Consider the following 12,483-nt stretch of genomic DNA (forward strand, 5'->3'; position numbering starts at 1 on the left):
TAACGAGGCAAGCAGATGATCAGACAACGTACTCTGAAAGAAATTGTGAAAACAACTGGTGTGGGTCTCCACTCTGGTCGTAAAGTCACACTTACTCTTCGCCCGGCAGCTGCAAATACAGGTATTGTTTATCGTCGTACAGATGTAAATCCACCTGTAGATTTCCCAGCTGATCCAGCGTCAGTTCGTGACACTATGTTATGTACTGCTCTTGTTAATGACGAAGGCGTACGTATCTCTACAGTGGAACACCTTAACGCAGCTCTAGCGGGTATGGGTATCGACAACATTATTGTTGAAGTCGATGCACCAGAGATCCCAATTATGGATGGTAGCGCAAGCCCATTCGTATACTTGCTACAGCAAGCGGGTGTAGAAACACTGAATGCAGCGAAACGTTTTATTCGAATCAAAAAGCCAATCCGTTTTGAAGATGGCGATAAGTGGGCAGAGTTTGTGCCATTTAACGGCTTCCGTATGGACTTCGAAATCGAATTCAACCATCCAGCAATTGAATCTGATGAACAGCACCTGTTGTTTGATTTTTCTTCACAAGGCTTTGTGAAAGAAATTTCTCGTGCTCGTACCTTCGGCTTCATGCGTGATATTGAATACCTACAATCACAAAACTTGTGTTTGGGTGGTAGCTTTGATTGCGCAATCGTACTAGACGAATACCGAATTCTTAATGAAGAAGGTCTACGTTTCGAAAACGAGTTCGTAACGCATAAAGTGCTAGATGCGATTGGTGACCTTTACATGTGTGGACACGCTATTATCGGTGAGTTCCGAGCATACAAATCAGGTCACGGCCTAAATAATCAACTACTACGCGCAGTACTTGCTGATGCAGAAGCTTGGGAATGGGCAACATTCGAAGAAGAGGTTGGCTCTCCTGTTGCGTTTGCTGAACCAGGAATGGTTCTAGCGTAATTGTTGTTTACGACAATATAAGATTTTGAAAACCAGGTCATTGACCTGGTTTTTTTGTATCGATTTTCCAGATACAGTGTCGTCAGTATTTAAAAGTTGCCTAGTATTTGGCTACAGTCTGGCTAATCCATCAACAATTAGAAAGAAAAGTACCAAGCACATCAAACAAATGGGGTTATAAATGGTCGTTGGTGTGAAAATTACTTACACTAGAGGGCATTAATTTTAACTGAGGCCTTGAAAACTCTACTCTCAAGTACAATATCAAAGATACTAGATTTATCTCAGTATCCTTGGTTAGTAACTAAAGACTAGTTTATAGCTAGTAGAGACTGACGGCATTTAAAATAGATCGCGGACGATCTGAGAACGAAGAGATTCCAAGCACATGATTACTAAGCTGCTGACAAAGGTAATTGGCAGTCGCAATGACAGAACACTGCGCCGCCTTAGAAAAATTGTAAAAGAAATTAATAACTTCGAACCAACGTTTGAAGCTCTTTCAGACGATGAACTAAAAGCAAAAACGGTTGAGTTTCGTGAGCGCTTAGATAAAGGTGAATCGTTAGAACAACTTCTACCTGAAGCATTCGCTACGGTACGTGAAGCGTCGAAGCGTGTTTACGGCATGCGTCACTTTGACGTGCAATTGATTGGTGGCATGGTTCTTAATGCTGGTCAAATTGCAGAGATGCGTACTGGTGAAGGTAAGACACTGACAGCAACCCTACCAGCTTATCTTAACGCGCTACCAAGCAAAGGTGTTCACGTAATAACGGTGAACGATTACCTAGCGAAGCGTGATGCGGAAACAAACCGCCCATTATTTGAATTCCTTGGCATGACTGTTGGCGTGAATGTGGCAAACATGGCTCCGCCAGAGAAAAAAGAAGCGTACCAAGCTGACATCCTATACGGAACAAACAACGAGTTTGGTTTTGATTACCTTCGTGACAACATGGCTTTCCGTGCTGAAGACCGAGTTCAACGTGAGCGCTTCTTTGCTGTAGTCGATGAGGTTGATTCAATCTTAATTGATGAAGCTCGTACTCCGTTAATTATCTCTGGCCCCGCTGAAGATAGTTCTGACCTTTATACGCGCATTAACACTCTAATTCCTTCTCTAGAGCGTCAAGATAAAGAAGATTCAGAAGAGTACCGTGGTGAAGGTCACTACACCATGGACGAAAAATCAAAACAGGTTCACCTGACTGAAAACGGTCAAGAATTTGTAGAAGAGCTAATGGTCAAAAACGGCTTGATGGAAGAGGGTGACACACTTTACTCTCCAACCAATATCAGCCTATTGCACCATGTGAATGCTGCGCTTCGTGCACACGTATTGTTTGAGAAAAACGTCGACTACATCGTTACTGAAGAAGGCGAAGTGGTTATCGTTGATGAACATACTGGTCGTACTATGCCAGGTCGTCGTTGGTCTGAAGGTTTACACCAAGCTGTTGAAGCTAAAGAAGGTGTGAAGATTCAAAATGAAAACCAAACATTAGCATCGATCACATTCCAGAATTTCTTCCGTCTGTATGAAAAACTGTCAGGTATGACAGGTACTGCTGATACAGAAGCGTTCGAATTCCAGTCTATCTACGGCCTAGAAACGGTGGTTATCCCAACCAACAAGCCTATGGTTCGTAACGATATGCCAGATGTGGTTTATCGTACTGAAGAAGACAAGTTCAATGCGATCATTGAAGACATCAAAGACCGTGTAGCGGCTGGTCAGCCATCACTGGTTGGTACAGTTTCTATCGAGAAATCTGAGCTGCTGTCTAACGCATTGAAAAAATCAAAAATTAAGCACAACGTTCTAAATGCTAAGTTTCATGAAATGGAAGCTGAGATCGTTGCACAAGCTGGTATGCCTGGTGCGGTAACTATCGCAACTAACATGGCCGGTCGTGGTACCGATATCGTGCTAGGTGGTAGCTGGCAGGCACAACTTGAGAAGATAGAGAACCCAACCAAAGAGCAGATCGAGAAGATCAAAGCTGATTGGAGAATCATTCACGATAAAGTACTTGAGTCAGGTGGTCTGCACATCATTGGTACTGAGCGTCATGAATCTCGCCGTATCGATAACCAGCTACGTGGTCGTTCTGGTCGTCAAGGTGATGCGGGTTCTTCTCGTTTCTACCTATCAATGGAAGATTCTCTACTACGTATATTTACGTCTGATCGTATGGCTGGTCTTATCCAAAGTGGTATGGACGAAGGCGAAGCGATTGAATCTAAGATGCTGTCTCGCTCAATTGAAAAAGCACAACGTAAAGTGGAAGGTCGCAACTTCGACATCCGTAAGCAGCTTCTTGAGTACGATGATGTAGCCAATGACCAACGTAAGGTTGTTTATGAGCTACGTGATGAACTGATGAGTTCAGATGACATCAGTGAAATGATCGAACACAACCGTGAAGATGTACTGGCGTCAGTTATTGATGAATACATCGCTCCTCAGTCTCTTGAAGATATGTGGGATATTGCGGGTCTGCAAGATCGTCTGAAGAATGACTTCGATCTAGACTTTGACATTCAAGGTTGGTTAGACGAAGACGACAAGCTTTATGAAGAAGCATTGCGTGAGCGCATTCTTGGTATGGCGGTTGATTCTTACAAACAGAAAGAAGAAGTGGTTGGTGCTCAAGTACTGCGTAACTTCGAGAAGTCTGTGATGCTACAAACGCTAGACGGCCTTTGGAAAGAGCACTTGGCTGCGATGGATCACCTTCGTCAAGGTATCCACTTACGTGGTTATGCTCAGAAGAACCCGAAACAAGAGTATAAGCGCGAGTCGTTTGAACTGTTTGAAGGCCTACTAGATGTACTGAAAACAGACGTTGTGACCATCCTCTCTAAAGTTCGTGTTCAGCAACAAGAAGAAGTTGAAAAGATGGAAGCTCAACGTCAAGCTCAAGCTGAACAAGCGGCGCGTCGTGCACAAGCACAACATGCAACGGCTGAAAACCAGCTAGCTGACGATGAAGCGGATGCGGCATCTCCACAAACGGTAGTACGCGATGAGCGTAAAGTGGGTCGTAACGAACCATGTCCATGTGGAAGTGGTAAGAAGTACAAACAGTGTCACGGTAAAATTGACTAAGTTTGGTGAATCTTCGCTGTAACGGATAATTGCAGTGTCGGAGGTACTCACTTACTAACGTAAGCTCCGTGCCTCCTCCTTGCACTTAACGCGTTACAACTTAGCTTCACAAAAACTTACTGCTATTAAAAAGAGTCGCTTAGGCGGCTCTTTTTGTATGTGAAAATAATAAGGTTTCGATAGCGTCATCCTCGAGAGTGAGGGACGAGCGAATCGGGGATCTTTCGAACTAACAAAAGAGCAGATTCCCTATCTAATTCGTTCCTCATTGTAGGGAATGACGCTAGGGACATAGAAGGAACACCATCATATGAAAAGAATCCACATTGTAGCGGGCATCATCTTCAATCAAGATAAGTCACAGGTATTTATCACTAAGCGCCCAGACGATAAACACAAAGGCGGTTTTTGGGAATTTCCAGGTGGCAAGGTTGAAGCGGGCGAAACCATCGAACAAGCAATGACTCGTGAGCTCGATGAAGAGATTGGTATTAAGGTGACAGAACAGTCTCTGTTTGAACACCTTGAGTTTGATTACAGTGATAAGTCGCTTAAGTTCGATTTCATCCTTGTGACCGATTTCGAGCAACAGCCTTATGGTAAAGAAGGGCAACAAGGTGAATGGGTCTATCTTGAATCATTGAGCCAATACGCCTTCCCCGAAGCAAACGTGCCAATTTTAGAGCGAGTAATAAAAGAGTTTTCGTAATTGCTAGCCTGAGTTTGAGATTGTTGTTAGTTTAAAGAGATTAATCGATTGAACGTTGCTGCAAGAGATAAGTGGCAACGGTAACCAAAACAATGGAGATATTCGCAGTGGTAAGAATTGCAATTGCAGGAGCAGCTGGCCGTATGGGTCGTAACTTGGTGAAAGCCGCTCACCATAATTCAGAAGCAAGCGTTGGTGCTGGTTCAGAGCGTCCAGAATCATCTTTGGTCGGTGTTGACGTTGGCGAGTTATGCGGTGAAGGTCGTTTTGATGTGGCTTTAGTTGATGACCTTTCGAAAGCGGTTGAAGAGTTTGACGTGATTGTCGACTTTACCGCACCTGTAAGCACATTAGCGAATATTGAACTTTGTAAACGTCACGGTAAGAAACTGATCATTGGTACTACTGGTTTCTCTGAAGAAGAGAAGCAGGTTATTGATGCGGCTTCAAAAGAGATGGCTATCGTAATGGCACCAAACTATAGCGTTGGTGTGAACTTGGTTTTTAAGCTGTTAGAGAAGGCCGCTAAAGTGATGGGCGATTACTGTGATGTTGAAATCGTAGAGGCTCACCACCGTCATAAAGTCGATGCACCTTCTGGTACTGCGATTGGTATGGGCGAAGCGATCGCTGGTGCGATGGGCAATGAGCTAAACGATGTCGCTGTATGGTCACGCGAAGGCATTACGGGCGAGCGAACCAAAGATGAGATTGGTTTTGCGACAATCCGTGCCGGTGACATCATTGGCGAGCATACCGCAATGTTTGCTGATATTGGTGAGCGCGTTGAAATTACCCATAAAGCAACGGATAGAATGACCTTTGCTAATGGTGCGATAAAGGCAGCTGTTTGGCTAAATGATAAGCCAGCAGGCTTTTATACCATGACAGATGTCCTTGGTTTAAACGATCTGTAAATAGATATTTATGCGCTGGCAATTGCCGGCGCTTTCTTTATTTGCCCCTTTTTTCTACTTAAACTCCTCTTGGTCACTTTCTTCTTATTCTCCTATTTTCCTGATTAGAACTGCATTTAGTTGTTGTTTATCACTGCTTGGTTGTTGTTTTTGATTTAAAGCTTTAAATCTACAGGTTTACTCATTGTATTTATCGATTGCGTTTTGTTGGTGATATTTTTGCTACCTAATGGTGGGTGAAAATGACGGGCGAAAATTAGAAAATCGTAATATTCCTATTAATAGAGTATGAAAGTTGAACTTTTGAAGCTTTGATGGGGGAAATTGAATTAGTTCTTACAAATGTTTAATTTCTTTTGCGTTAAATGTTGACACGTATCACGCAGATCACTAAAATACCGCCAATTTGTCTAATTTCCATAAACACGCAGTTTTTGGTGTTGCAGGAAGGTAGATTTGCAAATTAAATCAATTTTAATGCATTTTTATTTCTGGAGGTTGTCTTGAAGAAGTCAGCACTACTCGTCCTAGAAGATGGGACAGTATTTCACGGTGAAGCCATTGGCGCTGTAGGTTCTGCAGTTGGTGAAGTCGTTTTTAATACCTCGATGACGGGGTACCAAGAAATCCTCACTGATCCTTCCTATTCTCAGCAAATCGTTACCCTTACTTACCCTCACATTGGCAATACCGGAACCAATTCCGAAGATGAAGAATCTTCTTCAATCCACGCTCAAGGCCTTGTGATTCGCGATCTCCCTCTAATCGCTTCTAACTTCCGTAATGAACAATCCCTTTCTGATTACCTTAAGTCGCAAAACGTTGTTGGTATCGCTGATATCGATACTCGTAAGCTGACGCGTATTCTTCGTGAAAAAGGCGCACAGAACGGTTGTATCGTAGCTGGCTCTTCAGTAAATGATGGAAATTTAGACGAAGCTTTGGCTCTAGCTAAAGCAAAAGAATTCCCTGGCCTGAAAGGTATGGACCTTGCGAAAGAAGTTACAACAAAAGAAGCGTATCAATGGAAACAAGGTTCGTGGACGCTTACGGGTGGACTTCCTGAAGCGAAAGCAGACTCTGAATTGCCATACCACGTTGTTGCTTATGACTTCGGTGCAAAACGAAACATCTTACGAATGCTTGTTGACCGCGGCTGCCGCCTAACGGTTGTTCCTGCTGAAACTTCTGCTGAAGAAGTACTTGCTCTGAACCCAGACGGTGTTTTCCTTTCAAATGGCCCTGGTGACCCAGAACCATGTACTTACGCAATTGAAGCAACAAAAGTGTTCCTAGAAAAAGGTTTACCAATCTTTGGTATCTGTCTAGGTCACCAGATTCTTGCTCTTGCGTCAGGCGCTAAGACAGTGAAAATGAAGTTTGGTCACCACGGTGCAAACCACCCGGTTAAAGATTTAGATCGTGATGTTGTGATGATTACTTCACAAAACCACGGCTTTGCTGCTGACGAAGATACGCTTCCAGAGACATTACGAGCGACTCATAAGTCTCTATTTGATGGTTCTCTACAAGGTATCCACCGTACAGACAAACCAGCATTTAGCTTCCAAGGTCACCCAGAAGCAAGTCCAGGTCCAGAAGATGCGGCGCCGCTATTCGACCACTTCATTGAATTAATTAACCAGTCTGTTGCAAACAAACAAGACAAAGCGTAATCCGGAGTAGTAGATAATGCCAAAACGTACTGACATTAAAAGTGTTCTAATTCTAGGTGCTGGTCCGATTGTTATCGGTCAAGCATGTGAGTTTGATTACTCTGGTGCTCAAGCTTGTAAAGCACTTCGCGAAGAAGGTTACCGAGTTATTCTTGTAAACTCGAACCCAGCGACAATCATGACTGACCCAGACATGGCTGATGCGACTTACATCGAACCTATCCAATGGGAAGTGGTTCGTAACATCATCGCTAAAGAGAAGCCTGATGCAGTTCTACCGACAATGGGCGGCCAAACTGCACTTAACTGTGCGTTAGATTTAGAAAAATACGGCGTACTTGAAGAGTTCGGCGTAGAGATGATTGGCGCAACTGCTGACGCTATCGATAAAGCTGAAGACCGCTCTCGTTTTGATAAAGCAATGAAAGCTATTGGTCTTGAGTGTCCAACGGCTGATACAGCGAAAACGATGGAAGAAGCTTACAAAGTTCAAGAAATGGTTGGTTTCCCTTGTATCATTCGTCCATCGTTTACGATGGGTGGTACAGGCGGTGGTATCGCTTATAACAAAGAAGAATTTGAAGAAATTTGTCGTCGTGGTTTGGACTTGTCTCCAACCAACGAACTTCTAATCGATGAGTCACTTATCGGTTGGAAAGAGTACGAGATGGAAGTGGTTCGCGACAAGAACGACAACTGCATCATCGTATGTGCGATTGAAAACTTTGACCCAATGGGTATTCACACGGGTGACTCGATCACCGTAGCTCCAGCACAAACGCTGACAGACAAAGAATACCAACTAATGCGTAACGCTTCTCTAGCGGTACTGCGTGAGATTGGTGTTGAAACGGGTGGCTCAAACGTACAGTTTGGCATTAACCCGAAAGATGGCCGTATGGTTATCATCGAGATGAACCCACGTGTATCTCGTTCTTCTGCACTTGCTTCTAAAGCAACAGGTTTCCCAATCGCTAAGATTGCAGCGAAACTGGCTGTTGGCTTTACGCTAGACGAGCTAATGAATGACATCACTGGTGGCGCAACGCCAGCATCATTCGAACCAACAATCGATTACGTAGTAACTAAGATTCCTCGTTTTAACTTCGAGAAGTTTGCAGGTGCTAACGACCGTCTAACGACTCAAATGAAGTCGGTTGGTGAAGTTATGGCTATCGGCCGTAACCAACAAGAATCTCTACAGAAAGCACTTCGCGGTCTAGAAGTTGGCGCAACTGGTTTTGACGAAATGGTCGACCTAGATGCACCTGACGCTCTAACGACGATTCGCCATGAGCTTAAAGAAGCTGGTTCTGACCGTATTTGGTACATCGCAGATGCTTTCCGTGCTGGTATGTCAGTTGATGGTGTATTCAACCTAACGCAAATTGACCGTTGGTTCCTAGTTCAAATCGAAGACATCGTAAAACTAGAGCAAGAACTTAAAGCGAAAGGCTTTGCTGGTCTGAATAAAGACGAGCTAATGAAGCTTAAGCGTAAAGGTTTTGCTGATGCTCGCCTGTCTAAGATTCTAGGTGTGGCTGAAAGTGAAATTCGTCGTCTACGTGACCAATACGATATTCACCCAGTCTACAAGCGTGTAGATACGTGTGCGGCTGAGTTCTCTTCTGATACGGCTTACATGTACTCATCTTACGATGATGAATGTGAATCGAACCCAACAGACAAAGAGAAAATCATGATCTTAGGCGGCGGTCCAAACCGTATCGGCCAAGGTATTGAATTCGATTACTGTTGTGTACATGCATCTCTAGCACTACGTGAAGATGGCTACGAAACAATCATGGTTAACTGTAACCCTGAGACAGTTTCGACAGACTACGATACGTCTGACCGTCTGTACTTTGAACCAGTAACTCTGGAAGACGTACTAGCAATCGTTCGTGTTGAGAAGCCAAAAGGCGTTATCGTTCAGTACGGTGGTCAAACACCACTGAAACTGGCTCGTGAGCTTGAAGCTGCTGGCGTACCAATCATTGGTACTAGCCCAGACGCAATCGACCGTGCAGAAGACCGTGAGCGTTTCCAAGTTGCTGTTGACCGTCTTGGTCTTCTACAACCAGAAAACGCGACAGTAACAACAATGGAGCAAGCGGTAGAGAAATCTCGCGAAATCGGTTTCCCATTGGTTGTTCGTCCTTCTTATGTTCTTGGTGGTCGAGCGATGGAAATCGTATACGACGAGCAAGACTTACGCCGCTACTTCAACGAAGCAGTTAGCGTTTCAAACGAATCTCCAGTACTACTTGATAGCTTCCTAGACGATGCTGTTGAAGTGGACGTTGATGCGATTTGTGACGGTGAGCGCGTTGTTATTGCGGGTATCATGGAGCATATCGAGCAAGCGGGTGTTCACTCAGGTGACTCAGCATGTTCTCTTCCGGCTTACACGTTAAGCCAAGAAATCCAAGACGTAATGCGTGAGCAAGTTGAAAAGCTAGCGTTCGAGTTGGGTGTTCGTGGTCTAATGAATACGCAGTTTGCTGTTAAGAACAACCAAGTGTACCTAATCGAGGTTAACCCTCGTGCAGCACGTACAGTGCCGTTCGTATCGAAAGCAACAGGCGCAGCAGTCGCTAAGATTGCAGCTCGTGTGATGGCTGGTCAATCGTTAGAGTCTCAAGGCTTTACGAAAGAAATCATCCCACCTTACTACTCAGTGAAAGAGGTTGTTCTTCCGTTCAACAAATTCCCTGGTGTTGATCCACTGTTAGGCCCAGAAATGCGCTCTACTGGTGAAGTTATGGGTGTTGGCGCAACGTTTGCTGAAGCATACTCTAAAGCTGAATTGGGTTGTGGTCACATCTACCCTGAAGGCGGTCGTGCATTGCTTTCTGTTCGCGAAGGCGACAAAGAGCGTGTTGTTGACCTAGCATCTAAGCTATCTAAGCTTGGTTACCAGCTAGACGCAACTCACGGTACAGCTGTTATCCTTGGCGAAGCGGGCATTAACCCACGTCTAGTAAACAAGGTACACGAAGGTCGTCCTCACATTCTTGACCGTATCAAGAACAACGAGTACACGTACATCGTGAACACTGCGGCTGGCCGTCAAGCGATTGAAGATTCTAAAGTTCTTCGTCGTGGCGCATTGGCTGAGAAAGTGAACTACACGACTACGCTAAACGCAGCATTCGCGACTTGTATGGCGCACACTGCAGACGCGAAAACGTCAGTAACTTCAGTTCAAGAGTTACACGCACAAGTTAAAGCTTCTCTAGCTTAATAGGCTCACGTGTATCGCTGTTAAGCGGATATAAATGCTCAAAGCCCACTCTTCGGAGTGGGCTTTTTTATGTCTGTCATCTGGTGTCGGTTAGATGGTGAAAATCTGGTGATGGCTAAATGAAGAAAATTTGGAATAGGTTACAATCTTGTGTTTCGTTGTTGATTGTTTGCTCGCGGTGGTAAGTTGTCGCTATACGAGAATTTAAGGCGTTGGGTATATGGAAATTACTCTAGAAATATTGGCTATCTTGTTTGTTGTTGCAACGGCGGCAGGCTTTATCGATGCAATGGCTGGCGGCGGTGGATTGTTGACTCTACCTGCATTGCTAGCGGCCGGAGTGCCACCCACGCAGGCACTGGCAACCAATAAACTCCAAAGCTCCTTCGGCAGCTTCTCTGCGAGTTGGTATTTCGTGCGCAATGGTATCGTCAGTATTAAAGAGATGCGCCTCGCTATCTTTTGTACCTTTATTGGTTCTGCAATTGGTGCCGAGCTAGTCCAACACATTGATGCGAGCTTACTGACCAGTGTTATCCCGTTGCTGCTCATCGCTATCTCTCTCTATTTCCTGTTAGCCCCCCAAACTAGAGCGTCTGAAGGAAAACAGAAGATCTCTGAGGCGATGTTTGCTCTGTGTGTTGGTGGCGGTGTGGGTTTCTATGATGGCTTTTTTGGCCCAGGAACAGGTTCTATCTTCACCGTCTGCTTTGTTGCGATTGGTCACTTCTCGTTAGTCGATGCAACGGCGCGCACTAAGGTACTTAACTTTACCTCGAATATCGCGGCCTTAATTTTCTTTATTTTGGCTGGTTTGCCAATTTGGGAGTTGGGTTTAGTAATGGCGGTCGGCGGTTTTATGGGCGCTCAGCTTGGCGCTAAAGTGGTGGTGACAAAAGGGCAAAAATGGATTCGCCCTCTTGTGATCGTGATGTCGATGCTAATGGCGTCTAAACTGCTTTGGGAACAGCATCAACAATGGATTCTATCAGTGTTTTAACTCGCGGAGACTGATAGCTGTTCGGCCTTACACAGATATGAATCGGTCGAATAAGGCCTTCTAGTTCTTGGAAGCTATACAGATATTTAGGTTCAATATTGAGTGTTTTTACTATTGAGAGCGGGATTAAGGCCGGTCCAGTCCCACCCAAAGCAAGTTGCGCTGCTGCGGTGTAGGCATCCATCTCCATCAAGGGTTTAATACCAAACTTTTCTAACACTGAGAGCTGATAAGAGTTGGCAGGGTTGGTCATATCGTTGGTAATCACCAATGGAGGAAGCTCCGTTAACGGCGACTTACTCACTATGTAAAACGGCTCATCAAATAGGTGAAAGGTCATCAACCCATGATGCGGTGGCAGTAAGCCAGCACACAACCCCAAGGTCGCCTTACCAGACTGCACTCGCTCGATAATTCTTGGTGTATGGTTAGTGGTGATGGTGATGTATTTATCTTGCTGGATAAATTGGCCCATCATCTCACCTAAATAACCCGCTATCAGAGACTTAGAGCTATCTAAAGTAATGAGAGTGGTATCTTCCAACTCTTGCTGTTCATAAATAAGCCCTCTAAGTTCATTGAATGTAGGGCCTATGCTCTCGATTAATGCAATCGCATCCGGCGTCAGTTTTATCTGTCGGCCACTCGGCTCGATGAGCTTTTTACCTAGCTTCTTTTCTAAATTCGCAATCCGTTTGCTGACCGCTGATTGGCTGATATAAAGCAAGCTGCCTGTGCGGCTCATGGTTTTTGCTTTACTCAATACCAGTAGAGTTTCGATTCCTTCGAGTAGCATTGGGTTATATTCATGAAAGTTGGGAATGATTGGATTAAGTTACCTTAAACGCTATTCATTCTCTAGATTTGAAACTAAAGGTTTGAACTC

General features: G+C 44.6%; 8 protein-coding genes. 7 read left to right on the forward strand and 1 reads right to left on the reverse strand.

Annotation, left to right across the window (positions count from 1 at the left end; genetic code table 11):
* Nucleotides 1-15 precede the first annotated feature (15 nt).
* The 7 genes from lpxC to OCV30_RS02680 all read left to right on the forward strand — a co-directional run bounded on the left by lpxC (nucleotide 16) and on the right by OCV30_RS02680 (nucleotide 11,597).
* On the forward strand, nucleotides 16-933 hold the full coding sequence (gene lpxC, locus OCV30_RS02650; RefSeq protein ID WP_009848388.1) for a UDP-3-O-acyl-N-acetylglucosamine deacetylase: 918 nt from the start codon (nucleotides 16-18) through the stop codon (nucleotides 931-933).
* Nucleotides 934-1,321: 388 nt separating this feature from the next.
* Nucleotides 1,322-4,048 (forward strand): preprotein translocase subunit SecA, encoded by a 2,727-nt coding sequence (gene secA, locus OCV30_RS02655; protein WP_065680327.1) that lies wholly within the window; start codon nucleotides 1,322-1,324, stop codon nucleotides 4,046-4,048.
* A gap of 310 nt (nucleotides 4,049-4,358) precedes the next feature.
* Nucleotides 4,359-4,757 (forward strand): 8-oxo-dGTP diphosphatase MutT, encoded by a 399-nt coding sequence (gene mutT / locus OCV30_RS02660; protein WP_065680326.1) that lies wholly within the window; start codon nucleotides 4,359-4,361, stop codon nucleotides 4,755-4,757.
* Between the two features lie 92 nt (nucleotides 4,758-4,849).
* The gene (gene dapB / locus OCV30_RS02665) at nucleotides 4,850-5,674 is read left to right on the forward strand and encodes a 4-hydroxy-tetrahydrodipicolinate reductase (RefSeq protein ID WP_017106812.1); all 825 of its coding nucleotides are present in this window, start codon (nucleotides 4,850-4,852) and stop codon (nucleotides 5,672-5,674) included.
* A gap of 503 nt (nucleotides 5,675-6,177) precedes the next feature.
* Nucleotides 6,178-7,350, forward strand: a complete 1,173-nt coding sequence (gene carA / locus OCV30_RS02670; protein ID WP_017077691.1) for a glutamine-hydrolyzing carbamoyl-phosphate synthase small subunit — start codon at nucleotides 6,178-6,180, stop codon at nucleotides 7,348-7,350.
* Nucleotides 7,351-7,366: 16 nt separating this feature from the next.
* Nucleotides 7,367-10,597, forward strand: a complete 3,231-nt coding sequence (gene carB, locus OCV30_RS02675) for a carbamoyl-phosphate synthase large subunit (RefSeq protein ID WP_009848393.1) — start codon at nucleotides 7,367-7,369, stop codon at nucleotides 10,595-10,597.
* 220 nt (nucleotides 10,598-10,817) lie between these two features.
* Nucleotides 10,818-11,597: a TSUP family transporter gene (locus tag OCV30_RS02680; RefSeq protein WP_010434762.1), complete on the forward strand. Its 780-nt coding sequence runs from the start codon at nucleotides 10,818-10,820 to the stop codon at nucleotides 11,595-11,597.
* On the opposite strand, the gene OCV30_RS02685 is transcribed toward OCV30_RS02680, so the two are convergent.
* Nucleotides 11,548-12,393 carry a LysR family transcriptional regulator gene (locus OCV30_RS02685; RefSeq protein WP_065680325.1) on the reverse strand — a complete coding sequence of 282 codons (846 nt, stop codon included), beginning with the start codon at nucleotides 12,391-12,393 and terminating at the stop codon, nucleotides 11,548-11,550. The genes OCV30_RS02680 and OCV30_RS02685 overlap by 50 nt on opposite strands.
* Between the last annotated feature and the right edge of the window lie 90 nt (nucleotides 12,394-12,483).

Source organism: Vibrio atlanticus (assembly GCF_024347315.1).
Classification (GTDB): domain Bacteria; phylum Pseudomonadota; class Gammaproteobacteria; order Enterobacterales; family Vibrionaceae; genus Vibrio; species Vibrio atlanticus.

Excerpts from the sequence above, each read along its gene's own strand:
- lpxC (WP_009848388.1), top strand. The coding sequence starts at position 16 with ATGATCAGACAACGTACTCTGAAAGAAATTGTGAAAACAACTGGTGTG.
- secA (WP_065680327.1), top strand. The coding sequence starts at position 1,322 with ATGATTACTAAGCTGCTGACAAAGGTAATTGGCAGTCGCAATGACAGA.
- mutT (WP_065680326.1), top strand. The coding sequence starts at position 4,359 with ATGAAAAGAATCCACATTGTAGCGGGCATCATCTTCAATCAAGATAAG.
- dapB (WP_017106812.1), top strand. The coding sequence starts at position 4,850 with ATGGAGATATTCGCAGTGGTAAGAATTGCAATTGCAGGAGCAGCTGGC.
- carB (WP_009848393.1), top strand. The coding sequence starts at position 7,367 with ATGCCAAAACGTACTGACATTAAAAGTGTTCTAATTCTAGGTGCTGGT.
- OCV30_RS02680 (WP_010434762.1), top strand. The coding sequence starts at position 10,818 with ATGGAAATTACTCTAGAAATATTGGCTATCTTGTTTGTTGTTGCAACG.
- OCV30_RS02685 (WP_065680325.1), bottom strand. The coding sequence starts at position 12,393 with ATGCTACTCGAAGGAATCGAAACTCTACTGGTATTGAGTAAAGCAAAA.